Raw genomic sequence first — 25,680 nt, forward strand, 5'->3', positions numbered from 1 at the left:
TTAAGAGCTAAAAAGACCGCTTCACTTTTGTTAGGTTGAGGTTTGTTTAATGGCGATTTTAAGGTTTGGATGAACACATGCCTATTTTGTTCCGTTAAATTTTATTTGAATCAGTATTTGAATTAGAAATATGAAAAAGAAAATAATCAGGATTATAGGGGTAATAGTACTACTTATAATGGGTGTATTGATTGCCGCTCCTTTCTTTCTAGAATCCAAAATTGGAGATATTATTAAGAATAACGTAAACAATAATGTGAACGCTACGCTTGATTTTTCGGAAGCCGATTTAAGCCTTTTTAGTAGTTTTCCCAATGCAGAAGTAAGTCTGGAAGATGTAGTTCTGTTGAACAAAGCGCCATTTGAAGGCGACACGCTTTTTGCTTCTAAAAAAGTAGCGCTTTCCATGGGTATTGGAGAGTTGTTTAAAGGGCAGGATGAGCCTATAGGGGTTAAAAGTCTAACCGTAGATGGTGCCCTCGTTAACGTTACTATCGATAAGGAAGAAAATGCCAGTTTTGACATAGCCATACCTTCTGATGAGCCCAATGCACCTGCCGAAACAGAAAGCACGGATGGTTTTAATCTTGACCTGCAATCGTATGCCATTACGGACACCAAAATTGTATATGATGACCGATCTACCGGAATGCGTTTGGAGATTTCGGAGATGCAACACAATGGTAAAGGCGACCTTTCTTTGGAGAAATCAGAGTTGGATACGTTTACGGAAGCTTTGGTTTCTTTTGAAATGGACAGTACCAATTACTTGAACAAGAATAAAATTCAGTTAGATGCCCTTATTGGTGTTGACTTAAAGGAAAGTAAATACACTTTCTTGAAAAATGAGGCCCTAATCAATCAGTTGGCTTTAGTATTTGATGGTTTTATTAAAGTGAATGAGGATAACCAAGAGATTGATATTTCGTTCAAGACCCCATCTTCCGACTTTAAAAGCTTTTTGGCGGTTATTCCACAGGAGTATTCAAAAAATATAGAGAACGTTAAAACTACCGGAAACTTTATGTTAGATGGTAAGTTTAACGGTATTGTAGATGAGGAGCATATTCCTAAGTTCAATATTATGATCAATTCAGAAAATGCATCTTTTAAATATCCCGATTTACCAAAATCCGTTAGAAACGTCTTTATAGATACAGAGATTAACAATACCACTGGTATTGCAGAGGATACGTATGTAGATATTGACAAGCTTTCCTTTATGATCGATGAGGATAAGTTTAATATGACTGCTAATATTAAGGAGTTAATGGGTAATACCAAGGTAAAGGCCCATATAGATGGTAAAATGAATTTGGCCAATCTTAAGAAGGCATATCCTGTTCCGGCCGATTTAGATTTAAAGGGACTTCTAGTGGCAGATGTACGTACGGCATTTGATATGGCTTCCATAGAGAAGGAACAATATGAGAAGACCACCACAAACGGAAAAATTAGTGTTAGCGATTTTGAATACAAGTCCGCTGAAATACCAAACCCTGTAAAACTTAAGACCACAAGTTTAACCTTTAACCCTTCTACGGTTACCCTTAATGAATTGAGCGGTACTACCGGAAAGACTGATTTTAGTGCCAAAGGAACTATTAAGAACCTGTTGGGCTTTATGTTCAATGACGAAAAGGTAGAGGGAGATTTTGACCTTTCTTCAAACACTTTTGCATTAAGCGATTTTATGGTTGAGGAGACGGAACCCGAAGCATCCGGAAACAAAACTGAAGAAAGCAAAACAGCAGGTACTACCGAGGAGAAAATTAAGATTCCATCTTTCTTGGATGCTAATATAAATGCATCGGCAAATACGGTTCTGTATGACAACCTTACGTTAAAAGATGTAAAAGGTAATTTGAAGATTAAGGATGAAAAAGCTACACTTTCTAATATGACCTCTTCTATTTTTAATGGTAAAATGGCTTTTAATGGTGAGGTTTCAACAAAAGAAGAGACCCCAAGATTTGCCATGAATTTAGATATGAAGCAGTTGGGGATAAGTGAAACTTTTAAGTCTCTTGAGCTTTTTAAGGCAGTTGCGCCAATTGCTCAGATTTTAAAGGGAACACTAGATTCGGATATTAAACTGTCCGGTAGTCTAACGGATGATTTGGTGCCGGACTTGTTGACTTTGACCGGTGATATCTTTGCGGATATCATGACAAAGGAAATTGATTCGGAAAGTGCCCCGTTGCTTACCGCTCTAGATAGTAAGTTAAATTTTATTGACCTAAAGCAGCTTAATTTAGACGACCTGAAAACTAAACTTACTTTTGAAAATGGTCTGGTAAACGTGAAGCCTTTTACCGTAAAATATAAGGATATAGCCATCAATGTTGGGGGTAGCCACACTTTTGATAAAAAAATGGATTACAAGGCTACTATGGAGGTGCCTGCTAAATATTTAGGTAGTGATATAGGTAAGTTGATTGCTCAGATAGGTGAGGATGACCTTAAAGATTTGAAGATTCCCGTGGTTGCCAATATTGGGGGTAATTATGAAAACCCAAGTGTAAGTACGGATTTGACCTCTGGAGTAAAGACCTTAACCAATCAATTGGTAGAGATTCAGAAACAAAAATTGGTCAATAAAGGTAAGGATAAGGCAAAAGATTTAATCGGTAATGTTTTAGGTGGAAATTCATCTAAAACCGATTCTACCAAAACATCTACTAAAGATGATGTAAAAGAAGTTTTAGGTGGTCTTTTAGGAGGTAGTAAAAAAGATACGACCACGGTTAAAACGGACACTGCGACACCAAAGAAGAAGGAAGAAGATGTGGTTAAAGAGAAAGCGAAAAATATTTTAGGAGGTCTGTTGGGCAAGAAAAAGGAGAAGTAGAGCCAATTCAGGCATTTTGCTTGTGTTTTTTATCGTACCAAACGTAGCCTAAAAATATAGCCAGGCTAATTAGAGAACCCCACAGCAGACCGGTTTTCATGCTATTGGTGCTTTTACCAAGAATGGCAATAAAAAGAGTAAGTGGGGCAATTCCGATAAGGGTTGCCCCTATAAATTTCCAGTAGCCCATTCTTAGAATACCGCCAACAAAGCTTATGGCGTCATTGGATAAAAATGGATTTAAGCGGGTTACTATTACTGCCCAAAACCCATAATCCTCTAAAAAACCGGTTACCTTTTCCTCTGTTTTCTTGCCTATGATACGTTCTACTTGGTCTTTGCCTAAAAGTTTGCCAATGGCGTAGCCCACGGAGGAAGCCAAGAACACTGCTCCAAAAATGATAATACTGCCCCAAATTGGTCCGTAGGCAAGAATCGAGGCTACCATAAGTACTATAGATGGTACTACTATCATGAACATTTGTGCTACCATTGCTGCTATTAAAACAATGGGTCCCCAAGCTCCAAACTGTGACACCCAGTTTTCGACCTCTTTTCTATTGCCGCTAGTTAAAACTTGCCAAGCCTCGTTAAAAAAAGATTCAAGAGAGGGTACCGTAAAATAACCGGCAACAAGAATACCTACCAAGGTGAGGGATAAGTATACGGGCCATTTGCTTTTACTTTTCGAATCTTCTAGCGTCATAAAGGTCTATTTTCTTCTGGCTACAAGATACCTGTGCTGGAGGAGGAGGAATAGTCCTAAACGTACAATTTTTGGTTCAAAAGTATTAGCTAGAGGTTTATGGGGTTTATGTGATTAGCTAATTTGAAGCGATACATAGTGGCCTTCATTGCTACGAACGTTAAAAACGGTATTGTCCTCAAAAATAAAATATTGGCCTTTAATCCCTTTTAAAATCCCTTTGTAATTGGGGGTTTTGGTCAAATTGAGGCTTTTTACTTTTTCCGGGTATTCAAGGACGGGAAACTCAAGGTTGGTTTCGGCGTTATCGGCAATATAGTACTCTTGGGCTTCATCCGGAATGTATTGTTTTAGTTTATTTCGCCATTCAACCAGATTTTCGTCCTCAACATTGTTGGTCAACATTTTGCGCCAATTGGTTTTATCGCCTACATAATCTTTTAGCGCAACTTCCGTTATTCCGGCTAAATATCTATTAGGAACTTCTACGATTTCAATAGCTTCGTGCGCCCCTTGGTCTATCCATCGTGTAGGTACTTGGGCTTTACGTGTAACCCCTACTTTAATATTGCTTGAATTGGCCAAATAAACAATATGAGGTTGTAATTGTGCTTTTTTCTCATATTCAAGATCACGGTCTTCTTTGTCCAAGTGGGCAGTGCTCAATTCGGGTCGCATAATCCAATCACCTGCAGAAGGGGTTTCGTAAAAGCAGGTCTTACAGAAACCTTGACGAAAAATGGGACGGTCCCTACCACAATTTAAACATTGAAATTTTATAAAATTGATTTCAAGCGCTTTGTCCAAGATTTGATTTACATTTAAAAAATCATTTTCAAAAACCATGTAGTATTGAATGGGATTTCCTATTTCGGTCTGCATTTTTCTTAGAACGCCTTCGTACTGCATAAAAAAGTATGATTTAAAATGTATTTGAAAATGATAAGTATTAAAGCTAAATTTAGCGAATTCAAAGATACCCAAAAATGCCGATTACCTTATTCAATTCTATTGCTTCTTGGTTGCTGAAAAAGCGATATCACCAGATAGAACTTTTTTTGAAATACCCGGAAGAGGTTCAGGAAGAAGTGCTTCATCAACTTATTGAAATTGCCGAAGACACAGAAATTGGTAGAAAGTATGACTTTGAGTCCATCAATAGCTATGAAACTTTTAGGGAGCGAGTTCCTGTTTCTTCTTATGAAGAGATTGAACCGATTATAGAACGTACACGCCGCGGTGAACAGAATATATTTTGGCCAACATCTATTAAATGGTTCGCCAAGAGTAGTGGTACTACTAATGCCAAGAGTAAGTTTATTCCTGTAAGCGAAGAAGCGCTTGAAGATTGTCATTATAAATCGGGGAAAGATTTACTTTGTCTGTATTTGAACAATAATGAAAACTCTCAATTATTTACGGGAAAGAGTCTCAGGTTAGGGGGGAGTAAGGAGTTGTACGAGGACAACGGTTCCTATTTTGGGGATTTGTCCGCAATACTTATTGATAACATGCCGTTGTGGGCAGAATTCAGCAGTACGCCAAGTAGTAAGGTGTCCTTAATGAGCGAGTGGGAGAGTAAGTTAAAGGCCATTATAAAAGAAAGTACCCAAGAAAATGTAACCAGTTTGGCAGGAGTGCCTTCTTGGATGTTGGTGCTTCTTAATAAGGTGTTGCAAGAAACGGGTAAGGACAATTTGTTCCAGGTGTGGGAAAACCTTGAGGTCTATTTTCATGGTGGAGTAAGCTTTAACCCTTATGAAGAACAGTATAGAAAACTGCTGCCGCGAAAAAGCTTTAAGTACTATGAAATTTATAATGCCTCCGAAGGTTTTTTTGCCATTCAGGACCGTAATAATGCAGATGATTTATTGCTAATGTTGGATTATGGAATATTTTATGAGTTTATTCCAATGAGTGAGTATGGTACGGAAGGGCAAATGGCCATTCCGTTGTGGGAGGTGAAAAAGAATACCAATTATGCGATTATAATTACCACCAATTCCGGTTTGTGGCGCTATAAGATTGGCGACACTATTAAATTTACATCTACCAGTCCCTATAGAATCAAAGTTACGGGCCGTACCAAACACCATATCAATGTCTTTGGAGAGGAGTTGATTATTGAGAATGCCGAAGAAGCACTTAAGAATATTTGCCTTAAGACCGGTGCTGAAATTAAGGATTATACCGCTGGCCCAATTTTTATGGTAGAGAAAGAAAAAGGGGCACATGAGTGGGTTATTGAGTTTAGGAATCCGCCAGATGATATAAACGTATTTACGGAATATCTGGACAATGCTTTAAAGGCTTTAAATTCAGATTATGAGGCCAAACGCTATAACAATATTACGTTGAATATGCCTACCATTCATATTGCCCGAGAAAATCTTTTTTATGATTGGTTAAAGCTAAAAGGGAAGTTGGGCGGACAGCATAAGATACCTAGATTATCCAATAAAAGGGACTATATCGAAGAATTGCTTCAAATGAACAATTAAAAGTGGTATTTGCCCGTTTAATATTGAAATTGATTCCCAAAACTAACCTAAAGGCAAATTAAATTTAATATTATGGCAGAAAGACTTGTAATCATATCCGACATGTGGGGAGCTAAAAAGGGGCTCTGGATTACTTCATACCTAGGATATCTTCAGCAGCATTTTAATATTACTTTTTATGATTGCCAGCAATTGGGAAATATAGATGTAAAAGTAAACTCAGAGGAGAATATTCATCAAGCTTTCGTTAATGGAGGTATAGAAACTGCGGTGGTACACCTTCTTAAAAAGGAAAAGGAACCGGCACACTATCTCTGTTTTAGTATTGGCGGAGCTATAGCTTGGAAAGCGGCGCTTTCGGGTTTGCCTATTAAATCATTATACGCGGTCTCTTCTACCAGGGTACGCTCGGAAGTAGAAAAACCAGAAGTACCAATGAGACTTTTATTTGGCGATGCCGATGTGTATAGGCCCAAAGCTTCTTGGTACAAAGAAGTTGGAGTAGAAGGAGAGCTTGTAAAAGGGTTTAGCCATAATATGTACACTGATGAAAAGATAATTAAAAAGGTTTGTCTTGACTTGCTGAATACGGCTACAAAGGTTTCAGGAAAAGTGAATAAGCAAAAAGTGATATAAAGAGTAAAGAGGTTTTAAACTAACACTCAAGAAAATAAAAAAGCGGAATCAAAAATATTTTGATTCCGCTTTTTGTTGTTTTATAACCAGAGATTTAAGAAACTGCTTTCAGTTTTTTAATGGTCTCGTAAGATAATTTATTTTCGGCGTAAGGCTTGGTAACTTTAAATTCCGTTTCATCGTTACTAGGCATTTCAAACATAGCATCGGTAAAAATAGCCTCGCACAACGATCTAAGGCCCCTGGCGCCCAATTTGTACTCAATAGCTTTTTGAACAATGTAATCCAAGGCTTGGTCCGTAATGGAAAAAGTAATATCATCCATAGCGAACAGCTTTTCATACTGTTTGATAATTGCATTTTTGGGTTCTGTAAGAATAGCTCTTAAGGTCTTCTCATCCAACGGATTCATATGTGTAAGTACCGGAAGTCTTCCTATAATCTCAGGAATTAGGCCAAACTCTTTTAAATCTTTTGGAATTATATATTGAAGAATATTCTCCAAATCCAAGGCATCATCACTTTTAGCTGCGCTATATCCTATGGCCTGCATGTTCAACCTTTTGGTAATGGCGCGCTCAATTCCGTCAAAAGCACCACCTGCTATAAAGAGAATGTTCTCGGTATTTACCTCAATAAACTTTTGGTCCGGATGTTTTCTTCCTCCTTTTGGCGGAACATTTACAACCGTACCTTCAAGTAATTTAAGTAAGCCTTGCTGAACTCCTTCCCCGGATACATCTCGGGTAATGGACGGGTTATCACTTTTACGCGCAATTTTATCAATTTCATCAATAAAAACAATACCGCGCTCCGCTTTTTCCAAATTGTAATCTGCGGCCTGCAACAATCGGGTAAGGATACTTTCTACATCTTCTCCAACATAACCAGCCTCCGTCAAAACGGTAGCATCTACAATGGCCAAAGGAACATTTAACATCTTTGCAATGGTCTTTGCGATAAGGGTTTTTCCCGTACCTGTTTGACCCACCATTATAATGTTACTTTTCTGAATCTCTATATCGTCTTCCTTTGACTTGGGCTGCAAAAGCCTTTTGTAGTGATTGTAAACGGCAACGGACATTACTTTTTTGGTACGCTCTTGACCAATAACGTAAGTGTCTAAAAATGATTTAATATCAATAGGTTTCTTCAGGGTAAGTTCTGAAGAAAGGTCATTAGTTTTGGTCTGTCTTGATTCTTCGGTAACAATACCATGGGCTTGCTCTATACATCGATCGCATATGTGTGCATCAAGACCTGCAATCAAAAGATTGGTCTCAGGCTTTTTTCTGCCACAAAACGAACATTCTAAATTTTCTTTAGCCATATTAAAGTGTACTTTCTTTGAAAAATAAACGCAAATAAATGCGTTTTGGTTCATCGTTTTACTCGAAAAACCAATTAGTTATGAGCATTTGGTCGAAATTATTCTTTTCCCCTTACCAAAATTTCATCAATCATACCATAGGACTTAGCTTCCTCGGCTTTCATCCAATAATCACGGTCACTATCTTCGTTAACCTTGTCTATAGTCTGGCCTGAATGCTTGGCTATGATTTCGTATAATTCTGATTTTAGCTTCAAGATTTCACGTGCGGTAATTTCAATATCGCTTGCTTGGCCCTGAGCGCCGCCCATAGGTTGGTGAATCATTACTCTAGAGTGGGTTAAACCACTTCGTTTACCTTTTTCGCCTGCACAAAGAAGCACGGCGCCCATTGAGGCGGCCATTCCGGTACAAATGGTGGCAACGTCCGGAGCAATGAACTGCATAGTGTCATAGATTCCTAGGCCGGCATACACGCTTCCACCTGGTGAGTTGATATAAATCTGAATATCTTTTTGTGCATCCGTACTGGCCAAAAACAATAATTGTGCCTGTACAATGTTTGCTACCTGATCATTAATACCGGTTCCCAAGAAGATGATACGGTCCATCATTAATCTTGAAAATACGTCCATGGCAACGGCGTTCATTTGACGTTCTTCAATAATGTTGGGGGTAAGACCAACGGGATACATGCTCGTTAAGATCGAATCGTAATAGGTACTGCTAATACCTTGGTGATTTATAGCGTAGTTCTTGAATTCTTTTCCGTAATCCATATTTTTCTGTTCGATGTTTAAGTACCCTGGGGCATGAAATAAAAAAAGGTGCCGAAAATCACATTTTCGGCACCGTAAAGATACTTATAATTTTTTGGAAATATTACCCGTATACTTCCTTCACAAAGTTTTCGTAAGTAACCTCTTTGGTCTTAAGGTTTACTTTCTCTTTGTAAAGGGTAAGTAATTTTTGGCTCATTAGTTGTTCGGACAGACGCTTAACTTCGTCTTGGTTGCCCAATACACGAGCAGCTATATTATCCAATTCTTCTTCTTGAGGGTTTAATTGGCCAAATTGTGCCATTTGAGATTTAATGAAACCTTTGGCAAATTCTTTCAACTCGTCAAATTGAAGTTCAATATTGTTATCTTTAATGACCTTGCCTTCAATTAGCTGGTAACGAAGTCCTTTTTCGGATTTTTCATACTCCTCATTGGCTTCTTCTTCCGTTAACGGGTTTTCACCGGTCATCTGAATCCACTTGGTCAAGAACTCTGTTGGAAGTTCAAACTTGGTGTTTTCTATAAAATATTCAGTAATGTCATTCAATAACTTCTGATCGGACTGTTGCTCAAATTGTTTTTCTGAATCGTCCTTGATACGTTGTTTCAAGTCTTTTTGAGATTTAACTTCGCCTTCACCAAAAAGCTTATCAAAAAGCTCTTGATCTAAAGCAGCAGGCTCTCTTTCGTTAATTTCTTCAATGGTAAAGGTAGCTTCAACATCTAAGTCTGCAGCTTTATCTTGAGAAACACCAAAAACACTGGAAAGCAAGTAGTCTTCTTTAAAAAGACCTTTAGATTTTAGTGTAACCACATCGCCTACTTTTTTGCCTTTTAAAGCGTCCAAAGCTTTTTTGCTCTTGATTTTGTCAAGTTCTAAAGTGGCTTTGTTATCTATTTCCGCTTCCTCGTTTTTGAAAGTACCGGTTACTTCGTTGTTTTTTTCAACGGCATCTTTGCTGATAAGTTTTCCGTATTGTTTTTGAATACGTTCTACTTGCTCGTTTACCATTTTATCATCGGCAACGATTTTATAGTGAGTGATAGGTTTCTTTGTTTTTAAAGGAACCTCAAACTCAGGAGCTAGACCTAACTCAAATTCAAAAGCCAATTCTTCATTGTCCCAGTCAAAATTATCTTGTTGCTTAGGAAGTGGGTTGCCAAGAACATCTAATTTTTCTTCGGTAAGGTATTTGTTAAGGTTATCTTGAAGAAGTTTGTTTACTTCGTCTACCAAAACGGCCTTTCCGTATTGCTTTTTTATTAGCCCCATTGGTACGTGGCCTTTTCTGAAACCAGGTACATTGGCCTGCTTTCTATAGTCACTTAGAATACTGTCTACCTTTTCTTGGTAATCTTCTTTGGTGATGGCCACTTTAACGACGGCATTTAGATCGTCGATCTGCTCTTTTGTAATATTCATCTAAATCTTCTTTTTTGTTTCCATAAAATGGGATGCAAAAGTACTACAATTAATGTACCCTAGCAAGTTTTTAAATCGTTGAGATTCAAACAATCGTTACGATTTTTTATCCTCTTTCAAAAGAGAAAACAATATAGATTGAAGAAAGGATAGTAATAGGCTGAAAATTATGGCCCAGAAAATACCGTCTACGTTAAAGCCATCTATGAGATTGTCTGCAAGGAAAATGATTATTGCGTTGATTATGAGTAGGAACAGACCTAGCGTTAGTACGGTAACCGGCAGTGTAAGTATCACTAAAATAGGTTTTACTATAAAATTTAAAAGGCTGAGTACGATGGCCACTATAACCGCTGTCATATAGCTGTCTACGGAGACGTGTGGTAATATTTTTGAAAGTATAACTACAGCAAGAGCACTTAGGAGAACACGTAAAATGAGTTTCATAATAGAAAGGTATTTTTTAGTTAGGAGCAAATAATTATGCCACCCTTAAAGATAAAGAAAAGATTTTGTTGTTTTTAGTATTGCGTACGGTCCTCTCTAGACGTCTTTGTTAAGAAAAATAGTTTTAAGGCGTGGTTATGATTTTAAGAACCGAATAGATTTTTCAAAAAACTGTTTTGGGTTTTCCGCATGTAACCAATGGCCCGCGTTATCTATTGTTTGTAATTCAGAATTTGGAAAATGCGTTTCAATAACTTCAAGATCGCTTTGCATTATATATTCCGATCGATCTCCGCGAAGAAAAAGGGTTGGGCCGTCATAAGAGTCGGTAGTGCCTATGTTCTCACCAATTTCGTTCATTTTCTCACTTAGGACTTTCAAGTTGAATCTAAAACCTAATTGCCCCTTTTCCACCCAGTAAAGGTTCTTGAGCAAGAATTGTCTTGTTCCAAAATCCGTAATGTATTTCCCGAGTTCGGAATCGGCCTCGTTTCTTGATGAAATGGTGCTTAGGTCTATAGCGTTCAATCCATCAATAATGGGTTGATGGTGCGGTGGGTAGAATTTAGGCCCAATATCTGCAACAATCATTTTGCTTACGAGATTAGGGTAGTTGCAAGCAAATTGCATAGCGGTCTTACCACCCATGGAATGGCCAATGATCATGGCATTTTCCAATTGATTGGTTTCCATATAGGTTTTGAGGTCTTCGCTAAGAAGGTCGTAGTCAAAATCATTGGACCAAAAACTTTTGCCATGGTTCCGCTGATCAATGAGGTGTACCTCAAAGCCTTCTTTAGCGTACTGGTTGCCTAGGGTTTTCCAGTTATCGGACATTCCTAGGAACCCATGCAGAATCAATAGGGGAGTGCCGGTTCCTAATATTTTGGAGTGTAGGGTTTCGGTCATTTTAATTTGTTCAGGTACATATTTACAACGTTCTCCAAGCCAAGGTAAAGCGACTCGCAGATTAGGGCATGCCCAATAGAGACTTCCAATAAATGCGGTACATTGTCCTTAAAGTACTTTATATTATCCAAGCTTAGGTCGTGTCCGGCATTGACGCCTAAGTTACATTGATGTGCAACTTTGGCAGCTTCGGTAAACGGACTCACCCCTTGGCTATGATTTCCTTTGGCGTACTGTTCCGCATAACTTTCTGTATACAGCTCAATACGGTCCGTACCGGTTTTGGCAGCTCCTTCAACCATTTTGGCATCGGCATCAACAAAAATAGAGGTTCTGATTCCTGCATCCTTAAAAGTTTGGATAACGTCTATTAAAAAAGCTTGGTGTTTAACAGTGTCCCATCCTGCATTAGAGGTAATGGCGTCTACCGCGTCCGGTACAAGTGTAACTTGTGTAGGGCGTACTTCCAAAACTAGGTCTACGAATTGTCCAATAGGATTTCCTTCTATGTTATATTCTGTGGTGACCAAGTTTTTTAGGTCTCGGGCATCTTGGTAACGAATGTGTCTTTCGTCAGGCCTAGGGTGTATGGTAATACCCTCGGCGCCAAAAGACTCTATATCCGCTGAGGTTTTTAATAAATCCGGCATATTGCCGCCCCTGGCGTTTCTTAGAGTTGCAATCTTGTTTATGTTTACGCTTAGTTTTGTCATTTACCGATAGAATTAACCATTTGGTACAAAAATACAAATTAGGCATACCTTTTGATATTTTTAATTAGTATTTTGCGTTTAGTAGAAAGAGTTATGCATATTCAAGACCACATAGTAACGAACATTCCGTCCTATAAAATAGGGGATTCACTATTAGAGATAATCACCTTTTTTAAGGATACCACGTACTCGCACGTTGCAGTTACCGAGAACGGGGCTTACCTTGGTGTGTTAAGTGAAAATGACCTAGAAAATTTTGATACCAATAAAAAGGTAGAGCAATATCGTTATGATTTGGAGACCTTTTTTGTTCGGAAAGAAACCAGTTGGTTAGATGTTTTGGAGGTTTTTGCTAGAAATGAGGCCAATCTTGTGCCTATAATTGATGAAAAAGGTAGAATTGATGGTTATTATGACCTTACGGATATAGTAAGCGTTTTTATAGATACCCCATTTTTTACGGAACCAGGTGGTATTATAGTTGTTGCCAAGGGTATTAAGGATTACTCGTTTAGTGAAATTGCACAAATTGTTGAAAGTAATAACACCAAGTTGATAGGCGGCTTTATTACCGATTCTAAGAATGATGTTGTGCAGATAACTATAAAAATTGCCTCTTCAAATTTAAACGACATTCTGCAGACATTCCGCCGTTATAACTACAATGTGTTGTTCGGGAATACAGATGACCAGTTCTTGGAAGATTTAAAGGAACGGTCCGACTATCTGGATAAATATCTCAACGTATAGAATTTCTTGCGATTATCTTTGAAAAGGGTAATTAGTCAAGGGTACAATCCTTATTTTTGTCGCATAAGGTCAAAAAGGCCTTAGTAATAAAGATAAAAATTAAGGGATGAAAGTTGCTATTTACAGTCAAATGTATCAAGAGGACACCTTGCAATATGTAATGGAGTTGCTTGATGAGCTTGAAAAAGCACGTGCCGTAATAGCCATTGAAAAGGAATTTCACGATTTTCTCTCCGAAAAACATGCATCAGATGGGTGTCAGGTATTCACGGATACTGAAGGGTTAGACGGTTCTTTTGATATGTTCGTTAGTTTTGGTGGTGACGGTACTATTTTAAGAGCAACTACTTTTGTAAGGGATTTGGGAATACCCATTGTTGGGGTAAACACGGGCCGTCTCGGTTTTCTTTCTACGTTTAGTAAGGAGGAAGTGCGTAAAGTAGTGCAAGAATTTAACAGGGGGGCTTATACTGTTGTAGAACGTAGTTTGGTTGAAGTTGATAATGGGGATGAGATTTCGGAATTGAACGAACTGTATTTTGCTTTAAACGAGATTACGGTAAGTAGAAAGGATACTACTTCTATGATTACGGTTGAAACCTATTTGAACAATGAATACCTTACGTCTTATTGGGCAGATGGACTTATTATTTCTACGCCCACGGGTTCTACAGGGTATTCTTTAAGTTGTGGTGGGCCGGTCATTGAACCCACGGCAAAATCTTTGGTACTTACCCCAATTGCACCGCATAACCTAAATGCTAGGCCGTTGGTTATTTCAGATGATACACAAATAAGGTTAAAGGTTTCGGGAAGGGAAGATAACCATCTTATTTCTCTGGATTCTAGAATAGCATCTGTGGAGAATGGAAAGGAAATTCGTATAAAAAAAGCCGGCTTCACAATTAAAATGATAGAATATACATCGGAGAGCTTTTTAAAAACACTTCGGAATAAACTATTATGGGGAGAAGATCGGCGTAATTGAATCTTGAGCGGGCAATAAAAAACCGCAAATCCTGTTTATCATGTGAGAACATTAATATAATAGTTGGGTGCAATTGTTATATTCGCAAACTAATACTATTTATGAAGCAATTCATTATCATAGTCTTGCTGTGCACTTTTGGAAGTGTTGGGGCTCAAACCTATGAAGCCGGTATTTTTGCCGGAGGCGCCAATGCCATTGGAGATGTAGGCCGGACTAATTATATTTTACCTTCGGATATTGCCCTTGGGGGTATATTTAAATGGAATATAGCTAAGCGGTATGCATGGCGTGCCAGTGTAATCTACGGTAAATTTACGGCAGATGATACCAAGTCTAGCGATTCTTCTAGGCAACAGAGAGGATACGTTATGGATAATTCTTTATTAGAAGCTTCCGCCGGTCTGGAATTTAATTTTGTAGAGTATAATTTACATAGGTTAGGGCCTGCGTTTACGCCATATTTATATACGGGTCTTACCTATTTTAGATATGACTATAACTATTTTGATGCCGGTCAGTTTTTAGATGTCTCTCAAAGAGATGGTTCCTTTGCTATTCCAATGACTGTTGGGGCAAAGATTCGTTTAAACCAGTTCCTTATTTTAGGTGCGGAAATAGGTGCCCGTTATACTTTTACGGACAACCTAGATGGTAGTAATCCAGAAAAACTTAATGTTAGCCGTCAATTGAACGACCTTAGGTTCGGGAACGTTTTTAGTGATGACTGGTACGTGTTCTCTGGTTTTACCTTAACCTACACCTTTGGTAGAAAGCCATGTATGGAGTGTTTTGAATAGTTTAAACTCAGGTAACACGGCATTTTTCCTTTCTTCATTAGGTCTTTACTATGTATAATTCAAATTTATAGGCTATTTTTGCCGTGCGCTCAAAAAAAACATCATTTTGTGAACTGGAAAATGAAATTTACTCCAAATAAATGAATGTGTATTAGAGTGGTATGATCAATTCCTTATGGTTAATCTAGAAGAATTAGACGAAAACAAAATGCCTAGCCACCTCGCCATAATTATGGACGGAAATGGTAGATGGGCTAAAAAACAAGGTAAACTTCGTGTGTTTGGGCATGAAAATGGAGTTAAGACGGTGCGTGCCACAGTTGAAAACTGTGTTAAACTAAAGCTTAAGTACCTAACCTTGTATACCTTTTCTACGGAGAATTGGAAAAGACCCAAGATTGAAATTGATACTTTAATGAAACTTTTAGTGTCTTCCCTAAAGAAAGAATTAAAGACTTTTTCCGAGAACAACATTAGATTAAATGCTATTGGAGATATTGAGTCTTTACCTAAAAAAGCCAATAAGGAGCTAAAAGAGGTCATGGAAAAAACGAGGGGAAATACAGGAATGACCCTTACTTTGGCTTTAAGTTATGGTGCACGGGAAGAGCTGAAAAGTGCAGTAAAACAAATAAGTGCCAAAGTTAAAAATAATATAATTTCAATTGAAAACATTGACGAAACCATTATTAATAACCATCTTTACACGCATGATTTGCCAGATGTAGATTTGCTTATCCGTACTAGTGGTGAGCATCGTATCAGCAATTTTTTGTTGTGGCAAATCGCCTATGCGGAATTATATTTCGTAGATGTATTTTGGCCCGATTTTAGTAGTCAACATTTGGCAGAAGCCATAAAAAGTTATCAGAACAGAGAACGAAGATTTGGAAAAACCAGCGAACAACTCAATTAGCGATATGAAAAGGTTCATATCCTTCGAACCTTTTATTACACTCCTATTAATTTTTGCAACCACATTTTGCGCCGCACAAGAGCTTTCTTTTGAGGACGGTAAAAAATACATTTTAGGTGGGTTAGAGGTTACTGGGCTGCAAAGTTATAACGAGCAGACCGTAAAAACGTACACCGGCTTACGTGTGGGGCAACCTATTACGCTCCCAGGAGAGGAAATTAGCGGAATCATCAATAAGCTCTGGGGCCTTGAGCTTTTTAAAAATATCGATTTCTATATAACGAATATAGAAGGGGATAAGGTTTTTCTTGAATTGAACATTATTGAGAGACCAACTCTTTCAGGGGTTACTATAAATGGAGTTAAACCTAGAAAGGTTGATGATCTTCTTAAGGATACCGATCTAAAAAAAGGTAAGAAAATTACCGAGAGTTTAATTGCCAATACCAAGAACTACCTTGACAATAAGTATAAAAAACAAGGTTTTCTGAATGCCAAGACTTCCATTATTGTTGCAAAGGATACTTCTGAGACCAATGCCCAGAAAATGGTCATTAATATCAATAAGGGAGATAAGGTAAAAATCAAAAAGATGATTTTTGAGGGTAACGAGCAGTTGTCCGATAAAAAACTTAAAGGTGCTTTTAAGAAAACAAAAGAAAAACGTTTCTGGCGTTTCTGGAAGAAATCCAAGTTTATAGAAGAGGATTATGAGAATGATTTGGAACTGTTGTCCGATAAGTACGCAGAGAACGGTTATCGTGATGCCCGTATCATTTCCGATTCTTTAATCAAGGTAGATGAAAACAATATCATCTTAAAGTATCAAATAGAAGAAGGTAATAAATATTACTTTGGAGATATTGATTTTGTGGGTAACAGTGTGTATACAGACCGTCAATTGGCCGCGGTTTTAGGTATCAAAAAAGGAGATACCTACAATGGGGTTTTGTTAAGGGAACGTATTGCAGATGATTCTAAACCGGAGCCTAATGATGTTACCAGTTTGTACCAGAATAACGGGTATTTATTTTCAAGTATTAATCCGGTAGAGGTTTCTGCGGAGAATGATACCATTAATTTTGAAATACGTGTTATAGAAGGTAAAGAGACCTTTCTTAACCATATAGATGTGGTTGGTAACGATCGTACAAACGATCACGTAATCTATCGTGAATTAAGAACGCGTCCCGGTCAGAAATACAATAAAAGTGATATTATCCGTACCATTCGCGAGCTTCAACAGCTAGGATATTTTGATGCGGAACAAATTAAGCCGGACATTCTTAACCCTAATCCAAACGAGGGTACGGTAGATATTAAGTACAACTTGGTAGAATCCGGTTCCAGTCAGATAGAATTACAAGGTGGTTATGGCGGCGGCGGCTTTATCGGTACATTGGGGCTTTCCTTTAATAACTTTTCTATAAAAAATATATTTAAGGGCGAGGAGTATAAACCGGTGCCTATGGGAGACGGACAGACTTTTGCCATGCGGGTACAGGCCAGTAGAACCTTTAGGGTGTACAGTCTAAACTTTGCGGAGCCTTGGTTAGGAGGTAGAAAACCCGTTCAATTTAGTTTAAACCTTTCTAGAACGCAGCAATTTGGGGTGGATTACAATAATTCCTCTAGGAGTAGAATAGAGGTTGATAAAGATCGTGGTTTTGCTATAACGGGTATATCGGCAGGTTTGGCTAAGCGTGTGCAATGGCCTGATGATTATTTTACAATATCGCACTCGTTAAGTTACCAATTGTATGAATTCAATAACTATGATATAGGATTGTTCAATTTTGGAAATGGAAAATCTAATTCTTTTGCCTATACTTTGGGAATTTCAAGAAACGCCACCGCTGGTGGGCGTATTTTCCCGAGAGGAGGTTCTAATTTTGAAGTTACGGCCAAATTTACGCCACCTTACTCCCTCTTTAGCAATAAAGACTTTGAGTCCTTACGTGATCGTAGTGAAGAGTTGTCCCAATTAGAAGCTGATCGTAGACTTCTGGGCCAAACCTTAGCAGCTTCGGAAAATGCGGAGTTAGAGGATATCGATCAACAACGTTTTAGATGGTTAGAGTACTATAAAGTAAAGTTTAAAGGAGACTGGTATACAACTTTGGTAGGTGATTTGGTTATGCGTACCAATGCAGAGTTCGGTTTCTTGGGCAACTATAACAATGATGTAGGAGATGTTCCTTTTGAGCGTTTCTTTGTAGGTGGTGATGGCCTTGGTAACTTTACTTTAGATGGAAGAGATGTAGTACAGTTAAGAGGGTATGAGAACCAATCCTTAACGCCTATTGACCCTCTTACAGGCCAGCAAGAAGGTGGTTTGGTTTACAATAAATTCTCTCTAGAACTACGTTATCCGTTAACTTTAAAACCTTCAGCTTCCATTTATATGCTTGCATTTATGGAAGGAGGTAACGCCTTCAACAATTTTCAGGAATTTAATCCGTTTCAAATAAAACGATCGGCCGGAGTGGGGCTGCGCATTTTCATGCCGGCATTCGGGTTGTTAGGTATTGATTTTGGTTACGGGTTTGACGAAGACCTTAGACCACAATCTATCGGAAACGGACCTAGTGGACTTCAAACACACTTCATTATCGGCCAGCAGTTTTAATTTAAAGAATCGGTCACTATGCTAAATCATTCATTTTAAAAGTTTTAGTAATTTTGGCACGATATTTTCTATTGGATAAAACGATAAAGAAATGAAAACAAAATCAAACGTTCTTTTTGTATTGGTACTTACCTTGTGTTCTGCCTATACTTTTGCTCAGCGTGGTGTACGTATTGCTTACGTAGATATGGAATATATCTTGGAGAACGTAGAGGAGTACAGAGATGCCAATAAGCAATTAGCGGATAAGGTCCAGAAATGGAAGATAGACATTGAGCAAAAGCAAAGTCAGCTAGAGGCGGTAAAAAAAGACCTAATGGCGGAAAGGGTGCTCTTAACAGATGAGTTAATTGCAGAACGTGAAGAAGATATCCAGATTCTTGAAAAAGAGATGGTAGAGTATCAGCAAGACCGTTTTGGCCCTCAGGGCGACTTGGTTTTGCAAAAAAGACGCTTGATTCAGCCTATACAAGATCAGGTTTTTAATGAAGTACAGAAAATAGGCGCCAACAAGAAGTATGATTTTATTTTTGATAAATCTGCCGATGTGGTTATGTTGTACTCAGAAAATAGGCATGATATTAGTGATTTGGTGCTAAGAGGCATTTCTAGAACACGTAAGATAAGTAAGCCTAAAAAGGATAGTAGAAGTAAGTTTGATGACGAAGAGGGCGAAGAGGAGATGAGCGATGCGCTTAAAGAGCGAAAAGAAAATGCCGAAAAGGCGCAACAAGAAAGAGAGAAAACAGCAGAAGAGAAACGTGCAGAGCAGTTAAAGCTAAGAGAAGAGCGTAAAAAAGCGTATGAGGCACGAAGAAAAAAGTTGTTAGAAGAACGGGAAGCAAAGAGAAAAGAAAAGTTAGAAGAACGCCAAGGAGGCGGGCAAGATGACGAAGAAACTGAAGAGTAAGACGGTTTACTGAACAAAGTCTCGCAATCATCTGCTAAATAGACATAATTTTAATACATTGCGGCGATTTGCTTAGCAAATGTGAAACGAGAAATATACATTAACCAGAAATTAACACTCAATTATTTTAACTAGAATTATCATGAAACACTTAAAGAAAATAGCAGTAGCCTTAGTATTGTTTGTAGCCACTACAAGTTTTGTTAACGCACAGAGCAAAGTAGCACATATTGATGTTACCCAATTATTAAGTGCAATGCCGGAGATGAAAAGTGCAGAAGCAGAGCTTAAAAAATTGTCTGAGACTTATAATGCGGATATAGAAAGTTCAATGACCGAGTTTCAGAACAAAGCTACTTTGTACCAAAATGAGGCGCCTTCTAAATCAAAAGAAGAGAACGAAAAAAGAGCAATAGAGCTTCAAGGAGTTCAAAAGAATATTGGTGAAGCGCAACAAGCTGCACAGAGAGAACTTCAAAAGAAGCAAGGAGAACTTTTTGCTCCTATCTCCGATAAGGCTAAAGCTGCAATTGAAAAAGTAGCTGCCGCTCAAGGTTTTGATTACGTAATTGATGCACAAGCCGGTGGAGGTTTGATCGTAGCTAAGGGTAAAGACCTTTTGGCAGACGTAAAGAAAGAGTTGGGTATATAATATATTCAAACGCTCAAACAAAAAATGCCCGCTGTAACAGCGGGCATTTTTTGTTTAATACTTGTTCTTTTTGTGTTAGAAGAGTTTTCTTTTGATATTTCGCCAGCGTAATCTTCTAATGAATTCGCCCTCAGTTTTAGAGACTAGAAACTGTTTCTTTTCTTTTTGAGCTTCAAAAAATCCATACATGTTGTCTGCAAAGGCTTTAGGTTTTCTTTGTTTTACAGCCATTTTTAATGAGGCGATTATGGTAATGACCAAACCATATCTCATGGTGTACATGGCTTTTCCTTGTAGAAGTTTGGCCTTGGGGTTATAGGCATTCCCGGTAGGTCTTAGATGTTTTACCTTTAAGCCGTCATCCGTGTAGATTTCATGTCCATGATATTGGGCAAGCAATTCATCAATGGTATCCCATCCCATAGCGTTCCTTAAACCCCCAATGGCTTTGAAGCATTTTTTAGTATAGGCTTTAAATGCTCCCCTTACGTGGTTTTTATCCATGGGGTGGTTTAGCTTCCACTGCCCATTTTCAGCCTGTTCGTAAATGAAACCTCCGGCAATGCCCACTTTAGGTTGTCCTCTAAAGATATAGACTATTTTTTCAAAATAGTTATCGGGTAGGATGATATCGGCATCTAGTTTTACGATAAAGTCATAATCGTTATCAAGTATTTCTAAACCTTTATTGAACGCATTTACAACTTTGCTGCCTGGCATATGTTCCGTAGAGGATACGGTGTTTAATTTTGTAAAAATAGGACTCAGGCTTAAGAACTGGTCAATAATAACCTCTGTGTTGTCTGTAGAATTATCGTTCACTACAACGACTCTTTTGGGCTGCAGCGACTGTCTTAGGATGGAATTCAAGGTGTCCGCTAAGAAGCCTTCTTCATTATGTGCGGGAACAATTACATAGTAGTGCATGGCCATAAAACATTAATGGGTCAGAAGCTATGAATTTGAATTGAGATTAGAAGCCTAATTTATCTGTTTTTTTTCCGCGTAAACAATATAATAGCGCGGTGTAAAACTGCGTAGTAAGGGGCGTAGACCTATTTTTTTAACAGGGTTGGTCCATTTTGCCCTATCCTTTATTTCCCAGCCGGCTTTTTCTAAAAGCCAGTCAAATTGCCAATCTTCAAATTCATGATAATGTCTGTCCCAAGGGTCTGTTTTACTTCGGTAAGCAGGAGAAAACCATAGTTTTAGGGGAATACTGGCAACCAATTTATTCGCCTTAATTTCCCTAAGGGGATTAAAAGGTGCCAATAAATGCTCAAAAATTTCAAAGGCTGTAACCACGTCTGCATTTGAGCTGACCAAGGAGGAGTAATCAATATCCAAGTCTTCACCTTTGGTGTTTTCAACAGAGTAGCCTTCCTCTTTCATGATTTTTGAAAACGGATTGGCCACGCCAAGGTCCAAAATAGTTTCTTCTGGAGTTATATGTTTCTTTAGGAAATCTAGGGTATGCTGAAAACGTTTACTCGGATAGGTCTTCTCGTACATTTGAACAGGTTGCAAGTTTCATGGTTTGCGTTTCTACCGGTTCAATCATATCCGGTAGACTACGGCATTGATATTCATGCCTGCGCCAACACTGGCAAAGATAACAACATCTCCCTTTTGAACCTCTTGATTTTCTATTTTTCCGTTGCGTACCAAATCGTACAGGGTAGGTACTGTTGCTACGGAACTGTTACCTAGTTTTCCTATACTCATGGGCATAATATTTTCGGGCACCTCGCGGTTGTAAAGTCCGTAGAACCGCTTTATAATAGCTTCGTCCATTTTTTCATTGGCCTGATGTATGAATATTTTATTAAGGTCGTCTATGGCAACACCACTTTCGTCCAAACAGTCTTTCATGGCTTGGGGTACATGGGTAACGGCAAATTCATAAATTTTACGGCCAAACATTTTTATGTATTTGGTATCGTCTTTTAGTTTGTTGTACGACTCTCCAAAGAATAAAAAATAAGCTTCTTCTTGGGTGTATGATGCACTGGCATGTGCCAGTATTCCTCCAGATTCCTCTGTTTTTTCTATAATAGTAGCTCCCGCTCCATCGGAATAGATCATAGAGTCCCTGTCATGTGGGTCTATTATACGAGATAGGGTTTCAGCACCAATAACCAAACATTTTTTGGCAATACCACTTTTAATGAATGCATTGGCCTGAATAACACCCTGTATCCATCCTGGACAACCAAAAATAAGATCATAGGCAACACAAGAAGGGTTTTTGATACGTAAATGCTGCTTTACCCGTGTTGCTAAACTGGGCAACATATCACTTTGTACGTTGTTGGGTGAGACGTCTCCAAAATTATGGGCAAAGATGATATAGTCTAATGTTTCTTTGTCTATGCCTGAATTGGTAATTGCCTTTTCAGCAGCAAGAAAGCCAATGTCTGAGGCATTTAGATTGTTTTCGGCATAGCGTCTTTCTTTTATTCCGGTTATGCCTTTAAATTTTTGAATAATAACGGCATTGTCATGCGCAAAAGGGGAGCCGTCCGAGTTTAAAAAATTATGACCTTCAAAGTTATCGTTAGGTACTACCAATGAGGGTATATAACTTCCTGTTCCTGTAATCTCAATCGCCATAATGCAAATTATTTTATCACCTAACAAGGTACGGAAGAACGGCTTCATTATTATGCATGCATAATAATTATTACGATGTTCAAGACGTTTTTAAGAATGTACGTAGAAAAGGAAAAGCCTTTTCAATCATTTGAAAAGGCTTGTATTTGTTGGGTTTATACCATTTTATTCCGCTTCTGAGTATGCTTCTATCGGTGCGCAGGTGCATATTAAATTACGGTCTCCATAGGCATCGTCTACACGCCTAACCGAAGGCCAAAATTTGTTTTCTTGAATATAGGAAAGTGGAAATGCCGCTTTTTGTCTGCTGTACGGAAAGTTCCATTCGTCTCCGGTCAACATTTCAAGTGTATGCGGCGCATTTTTAAGAACGTTGTTATGGTCATCTGCCGATGCCTCTCTAATTTCATTTCTAATAGACAGCATGGCTTCACAAAGACGGTCTAGTTCGGCCAAGCTTTCGCTTTCTGTGGGCTCGATCATTATGGTTCCCGCAACAGGGAATGAGACGGTTGGTGCGTGAAAACCATAGTCCATTAGTCTTTTTGCAATGTCAGTGACCTCAATGCCATTCTTTTTAAACGGTCTACAATCTATAATCATTTCATGGGCTGCACGTCCTTTTTCCCCGGTATAGAGAACATCGTATGCTCCACTTAATTTGTGTTTGATGTAATTGGCGTTCAAGATGGCAATTTCGGTAGAATGCCTTAATCCTTGTTCACCAAGCATTTTAATATAACCATAGGAAATTAAGCACACCAAAGAACTACCCCAAGGCGCCGCGGATATTGCAGTTATGGCATTATCTCCACCAGTTTCTATCACGGGGTTACCGGGAAGAAAAGGAACCAATTGTTCCGCAACACAAATTGGGCCAACACCCGGACCTCCGCCTCCATGAGGTATGGCAAAGGTTTTGTGAAGGTTTAGATGGCAAACATCCGCACCAATAATTGCGGGATTAGTAAGGCCGACTTGAGCGTTCATATTGGCGCCATCCATATATACTTGCCCGCCATTATCATGTATTAGTTGGGTAATGTGCTTAATAGAAGACTCAAAAACACCGTGCGTAGAAGGGTAGGTAACCATTAAGGCTGCAAGGTTTTCCGAATGTTTAGAAACTTTGTCCTCTAGGTCGGATACGTCTATGTTTCCTTTTTCATCTGTTTTTGTAACCACTACTTTCATGCCTGCCATTACCGCAGAAGCAGGATTAGTGCCGTGTGCCGAAGCAGGTATGATACAAACATCCCTATGTCCTTCGTTTCTGGACTCATGGTATGCTCTAATGACCATAAGGCCTGCGTATTCGCCTTGAGCCCCGGAATTGGGTTGAAGCGATGTAGCGGCAAAACCGGTTATAGTGGATAAATCTTTTGCCAGTTCCTTTAATATAAACTGATAACCTTTAGCTTGTTCAATTGGTACGAACGGATGAACATTTGCCCAACGGGCCATGCTTAACGGCAACATTTCTGAAGCTGCGTTTAACTTCATGGTGCAGGAACCAAGAGAAATCATGGAATGGTTTAATGAAAGGTCTTTGCGCTCTAGTTTTTTGATATAGCGCATGAGTTCAGTTTCGGAATGGTACCTATTGAAAACTTCGATCTGTAAAAAAGCAGACTGGCGCTGTACGCTTGAACTGATAGCGGATTTGTCTAAAAGAGTATTCGTTTCCTGCCCATTTTTTCCAAGGGCTTGGGCGAAAATTGAAATAATTTGGTTAAGATCTTGTAATGATGTAGCCTCGTTTACCGCTATGGAAATAGTTTCATCATCAATATAAAGGAAGTTAACTGCATTTTCTTCAGCTACTTTTCTCACCTTCTTGGCATCGGCCTTAATGGTAATTGTGTCAAAATAGGACGAATTGGTTTGGTATAATCCTAATTTTTCTAGGGCATCCGCTAAGGTTACTGCCGTGCGATGTACCTTGTTCGCAATATATTTTAAGCCTTCCGGACCATGGTATACAGCATACATTCCTGCCATAACAGCCAATAAAACTTGGGCGGTACATATATTTGAAGTAGCCTTGTCCCTTTTAATATGTTGTTCTCTGGTCTGTAGGGCCATTCTAAGGGCCGTTTTACCGTCAGTATCTTTGGTAACTCCAATAATCCGTCCGGGAATATTTCTTTTATAAGCCTCTTTTGTGGCAAAGAATGCGGCATGTGGCCCCCCGTAGCCTAACGGAATACCAAATCTTTGCGTGGTTCCTACAACAACGTCTACCCCAAATTCACCAGGAGGGGTAAGAAGGGTTAAACTAAGGATATCTGCGGCAACAGCCACTTTCATATCATTTTCCTTGGCTTTGGTTACAAAATCGGAATAGTCATTTACCTGTCCGTATTTGCCTGGATATTGTAATAGAGCACCGTAAAAATCCTGGCCAAAAGTAAATTCCTCATGATTGCCAATAACTAGTTCAATACCCAAAGGGGTAGAGCGGGTTTTTAAAAGCGATAAGGTTTGTGGTAGTATTTCTTCTGAAACGAAAAATTTTAACACGCCGTTTTTCTTTTGGTCACGGCTACGAACATCGAATAACATGGTCATTGCCTCTGCAGCTGCAGTACTTTCGTCCAATAGGGATGCATTTGCCAGTTCCATTCCCGTGAGGTCCGTTACCACCGTTTGGAAATTTAACAGGGCTTCCAATCTGCCTTGGGCGATTTCAGCCTGATAAGGAGTATAGGCCGTGTACCAACCTGGGTTTTCAAGAATATTTCTCTTAATCACCGAAGGGGTTAAACTTTCGTGATATCCTAAGCCAATGTATGTGCGAAAAACTTCATTTTGCTCCGATAATTCTTGAATATGGGCCAGAAATTTATGCTCGCTCATGGCGGCACTAAGTTCTAACGGTTTTTTTAATCGGATATCATCAGGAATGGTCTCGTATATGAGCTGGTCTAAGGTTTCTGTACCTACAGTTTTGAGCATGTGCTCTTGATTTTCTTCCTTAATGCCTATATGGCGTAAAGCAAATACATCTGTTTTCATAGCTTAAAATAAAAGTGGCGTAAAATTAGGCATTTAATCCCTTAAAAAAATCACATAATTGTTTATCAAGGTGAAAGTTTTTAACTAAAAAGGAGGGTTATGAACA

The 25,680-nt window shown here is 38.7% G+C and carries 22 protein-coding genes; 10 read left to right on the forward strand and 12 right to left on the reverse strand.

Annotated elements, in window-relative coordinates:
• Positions 1-130 precede the first annotated feature (130 nt).
• A complete protein-coding gene (locus tag Q4597_RS05895; RefSeq protein ID WP_303405232.1) occupies positions 131-2,851 on the forward strand; it encodes an AsmA-like C-terminal region-containing protein in 2,721 nt (906 codons plus the stop codon).
• A gap of 7 nt (positions 2,852-2,858) precedes the next feature.
• Here Q4597_RS05895 and Q4597_RS05900 read toward each other — a convergent pair whose 3' ends face one another.
• Positions 2,859-3,557 (reverse strand): TVP38/TMEM64 family protein, encoded by a 699-nt coding sequence (locus tag Q4597_RS05900; protein ID WP_303405233.1) that lies wholly within the window; start codon positions 3,555-3,557, stop codon positions 2,859-2,861.
• Between the two features lie 114 nt (positions 3,558-3,671).
• Positions 3,672-4,466 carry a DUF2797 domain-containing protein gene (locus Q4597_RS05905; protein ID WP_303405234.1) on the reverse strand — a complete coding sequence of 265 codons (795 nt, stop codon included), beginning with the start codon at positions 4,464-4,466 and terminating at the stop codon, positions 3,672-3,674.
• 77 nt (positions 4,467-4,543) lie between these two features.
• Here Q4597_RS05905 and Q4597_RS05910 point away from each other — a divergent pair, with 77 nt between their 5' ends.
• The gene (locus Q4597_RS05910; protein WP_303405236.1) at positions 4,544-6,058 is read left to right on the forward strand and encodes a GH3 auxin-responsive promoter family protein; all 1,515 of its coding nucleotides are present in this window, start codon (positions 4,544-4,546) and stop codon (positions 6,056-6,058) included.
• 72 nt (positions 6,059-6,130) lie between these two features.
• A complete protein-coding gene (locus Q4597_RS05915) occupies positions 6,131-6,694 on the forward strand; it encodes a hypothetical protein (protein WP_303405238.1) in 564 nt (187 codons plus the stop codon).
• Positions 6,695-6,788: 94 nt separating this feature from the next.
• Here the strand turns inward: Q4597_RS05915 and clpX are convergent, their stop codons facing one another.
• From clpX to Q4597_RS05945, 6 genes are all read right to left on the reverse strand, one after another.
• Positions 6,789-8,024 (reverse strand): ATP-dependent Clp protease ATP-binding subunit ClpX, encoded by a 1,236-nt coding sequence (gene clpX, locus Q4597_RS05920; protein ID WP_215438457.1) that lies wholly within the window; start codon positions 8,022-8,024, stop codon positions 6,789-6,791.
• A 98-nt stretch (positions 8,025-8,122) separates the two neighbouring features.
• The gene (gene clpP / locus Q4597_RS05925) at positions 8,123-8,803 is read right to left on the reverse strand and encodes an ATP-dependent Clp endopeptidase proteolytic subunit ClpP (RefSeq protein WP_215438456.1); all 681 of its coding nucleotides are present in this window, start codon (positions 8,801-8,803) and stop codon (positions 8,123-8,125) included.
• A 103-nt stretch (positions 8,804-8,906) separates the two neighbouring features.
• On the reverse strand, positions 8,907-10,229 hold the full coding sequence (gene tig / locus Q4597_RS05930; protein ID WP_303405240.1) for a trigger factor: 1,323 nt from the start codon (positions 10,227-10,229) through the stop codon (positions 8,907-8,909).
• A gap of 96 nt (positions 10,230-10,325) precedes the next feature.
• Entirely contained in the window at positions 10,326-10,676 is a 351-nt protein-coding gene (locus Q4597_RS05935) for a phage holin family protein (protein WP_303405241.1), read from the reverse strand.
• A gap of 135 nt (positions 10,677-10,811) precedes the next feature.
• Complete coding sequence (locus Q4597_RS05940) at positions 10,812-11,585, reverse strand: alpha/beta fold hydrolase (protein WP_303405242.1); 774 nt, start codon at positions 11,583-11,585, stop codon at positions 10,812-10,814.
• Positions 11,582-12,298 (reverse strand): pyridoxine 5'-phosphate synthase, encoded by a 717-nt coding sequence (locus tag Q4597_RS05945; RefSeq protein ID WP_303405243.1) that lies wholly within the window; start codon positions 12,296-12,298, stop codon positions 11,582-11,584. The genes Q4597_RS05940 and Q4597_RS05945 overlap by 4 nt, the downstream gene beginning before the upstream one ends.
• Before the next feature lie 72 nt (positions 12,299-12,370).
• Here Q4597_RS05945 and Q4597_RS05950 point away from each other — a divergent pair, with 72 nt between their 5' ends.
• The 7 genes from Q4597_RS05950 (at position 12,371) to Q4597_RS05980 (ending at position 19,943) form a co-directional block, all read left to right on the forward strand.
• Positions 12,371-13,048 carry a CBS domain-containing protein gene (locus Q4597_RS05950; protein WP_317195431.1) on the forward strand — a complete coding sequence of 226 codons (678 nt, stop codon included), beginning with the start codon at positions 12,371-12,373 and terminating at the stop codon, positions 13,046-13,048.
• A gap of 106 nt (positions 13,049-13,154) precedes the next feature.
• Positions 13,155-14,036 carry an NAD kinase gene (locus Q4597_RS05955; RefSeq protein WP_303405244.1) on the forward strand — a complete coding sequence of 294 codons (882 nt, stop codon included), beginning with the start codon at positions 13,155-13,157 and terminating at the stop codon, positions 14,034-14,036.
• A 101-nt stretch (positions 14,037-14,137) separates the two neighbouring features.
• Positions 14,138-14,836, forward strand: coding sequence for a DUF6089 family protein (locus tag Q4597_RS05960; protein ID WP_303405246.1), 699 nt, complete (start codon positions 14,138-14,140; stop codon positions 14,834-14,836).
• A gap of 208 nt (positions 14,837-15,044) precedes the next feature.
• On the forward strand, positions 15,045-15,752 hold the full coding sequence (locus Q4597_RS05965; protein ID WP_408065830.1) for an isoprenyl transferase: 708 nt from the start codon (positions 15,045-15,047) through the stop codon (positions 15,750-15,752).
• 4 nt (positions 15,753-15,756) lie between these two features.
• Positions 15,757-18,381, forward strand: coding sequence for an outer membrane protein assembly factor (locus Q4597_RS05970; protein WP_303405249.1), 2,625 nt, complete (start codon positions 15,757-15,759; stop codon positions 18,379-18,381).
• Positions 18,382-18,472: 91 nt separating this feature from the next.
• Complete coding sequence (locus tag Q4597_RS05975) at positions 18,473-19,291, forward strand: OmpH family outer membrane protein (RefSeq protein WP_289038905.1); 819 nt, start codon at positions 18,473-18,475, stop codon at positions 19,289-19,291.
• Between the two features lie 142 nt (positions 19,292-19,433).
• Positions 19,434-19,943 (forward strand): OmpH family outer membrane protein, encoded by a 510-nt coding sequence (locus Q4597_RS05980; RefSeq protein ID WP_215438446.1) that lies wholly within the window; start codon positions 19,434-19,436, stop codon positions 19,941-19,943.
• Positions 19,944-20,018: 75 nt separating this feature from the next.
• Here Q4597_RS05980 and Q4597_RS05985 read toward each other — a convergent pair whose 3' ends face one another.
• From Q4597_RS05985 to gcvP, 4 genes are all read right to left on the reverse strand, one after another.
• Positions 20,019-20,870, reverse strand: a complete 852-nt coding sequence (locus tag Q4597_RS05985) for a glycosyltransferase family 2 protein (RefSeq protein WP_289039309.1) — start codon at positions 20,868-20,870, stop codon at positions 20,019-20,021.
• Between the two features lie 54 nt (positions 20,871-20,924).
• Complete coding sequence (locus Q4597_RS05990; protein WP_303405254.1) at positions 20,925-21,455, reverse strand: methyltransferase; 531 nt, start codon at positions 21,453-21,455, stop codon at positions 20,925-20,927.
• A gap of 45 nt (positions 21,456-21,500) precedes the next feature.
• A complete protein-coding gene (locus Q4597_RS05995; protein ID WP_289061598.1) occupies positions 21,501-22,556 on the reverse strand; it encodes a 3-oxoacyl-ACP synthase III family protein in 1,056 nt (351 codons plus the stop codon).
• Between the two features lie 165 nt (positions 22,557-22,721).
• The gene (gcvP, locus tag Q4597_RS06000; protein WP_303405255.1) at positions 22,722-25,574 is read right to left on the reverse strand and encodes an aminomethyl-transferring glycine dehydrogenase; all 2,853 of its coding nucleotides are present in this window, start codon (positions 25,572-25,574) and stop codon (positions 22,722-22,724) included.
• Positions 25,575-25,680 lie beyond the last annotated feature (106 nt).

The organism is Zobellia sp. 1_MG-2023 (assembly GCF_030549125.1).
GTDB classification, from domain to species: domain Bacteria; phylum Bacteroidota; class Bacteroidia; order Flavobacteriales; family Flavobacteriaceae; genus Zobellia; species Zobellia russellii.

Bases quoted from the DNA above. Each gene is read 5' to 3' on its own strand.
- Q4597_RS05975 (WP_289038905.1), top strand. From the start codon at position 18,473: ATGAAAACAAAATCAAACGTTCTTTTTGTATTGGTACTTACCTTGTGT.
- gcvP (WP_303405255.1), bottom strand. From the start codon at position 25,574: ATGAAAACAGATGTATTTGCTTTACGCCATATAGGCATTAAGGAAGAA.
- Q4597_RS05900 (WP_303405233.1), bottom strand. From the start codon at position 3,557: ATGACGCTAGAAGATTCGAAAAGTAAAAGCAAATGGCCCGTATACTTA.
- Q4597_RS05960 (WP_303405246.1), top strand. From the start codon at position 14,138: ATGAAGCAATTCATTATCATAGTCTTGCTGTGCACTTTTGGAAGTGTT.
- Q4597_RS05990 (WP_303405254.1), bottom strand. From the start codon at position 21,455: ATGTACGAGAAGACCTATCCGAGTAAACGTTTTCAGCATACCCTAGAT.
- tig (WP_303405240.1), bottom strand. From the start codon at position 10,229: ATGAATATTACAAAAGAGCAGATCGACGATCTAAATGCCGTCGTTAAA.
- Q4597_RS05965 (WP_408065830.1), top strand. From the start codon at position 15,045: ATGCCTAGCCACCTCGCCATAATTATGGACGGAAATGGTAGATGGGCT.
- Q4597_RS05945 (WP_303405243.1), bottom strand. From the start codon at position 12,298: ATGACAAAACTAAGCGTAAACATAAACAAGATTGCAACTCTAAGAAAC.
- Q4597_RS05985 (WP_289039309.1), bottom strand. From the start codon at position 20,870: ATGCACTACTATGTAATTGTTCCCGCACATAATGAAGAAGGCTTCTTA.
- Q4597_RS05895 (WP_303405232.1), top strand. From the start codon at position 131: ATGAAAAAGAAAATAATCAGGATTATAGGGGTAATAGTACTACTTATA.
- Q4597_RS05955 (WP_303405244.1), top strand. From the start codon at position 13,155: ATGAAAGTTGCTATTTACAGTCAAATGTATCAAGAGGACACCTTGCAA.
- Q4597_RS05915 (WP_303405238.1), top strand. From the start codon at position 6,131: ATGGCAGAAAGACTTGTAATCATATCCGACATGTGGGGAGCTAAAAAG.
- clpP (WP_215438456.1), bottom strand. From the start codon at position 8,803: ATGGATTACGGAAAAGAATTCAAGAACTACGCTATAAATCACCAAGGT.
- Q4597_RS05910 (WP_303405236.1), top strand. From the start codon at position 4,544: ATGCCGATTACCTTATTCAATTCTATTGCTTCTTGGTTGCTGAAAAAG.
- Q4597_RS05970 (WP_303405249.1), top strand. From the start codon at position 15,757: ATGAAAAGGTTCATATCCTTCGAACCTTTTATTACACTCCTATTAATT.
- Q4597_RS05905 (WP_303405234.1), bottom strand. From the start codon at position 4,466: ATGCAGTACGAAGGCGTTCTAAGAAAAATGCAGACCGAAATAGGAAAT.
- Q4597_RS05995 (WP_289061598.1), bottom strand. From the start codon at position 22,556: ATGGCGATTGAGATTACAGGAACAGGAAGTTATATACCCTCATTGGTA.
- Q4597_RS05940 (WP_303405242.1), bottom strand. From the start codon at position 11,585: ATGACCGAAACCCTACACTCCAAAATATTAGGAACCGGCACTCCCCTA.
- Q4597_RS05935 (WP_303405241.1), bottom strand. From the start codon at position 10,676: ATGAAACTCATTTTACGTGTTCTCCTAAGTGCTCTTGCTGTAGTTATA.
- Q4597_RS05980 (WP_215438446.1), top strand. From the start codon at position 19,434: ATGAAACACTTAAAGAAAATAGCAGTAGCCTTAGTATTGTTTGTAGCC.
- clpX (WP_215438457.1), bottom strand. From the start codon at position 8,024: ATGGCTAAAGAAAATTTAGAATGTTCGTTTTGTGGCAGAAAAAAGCCT.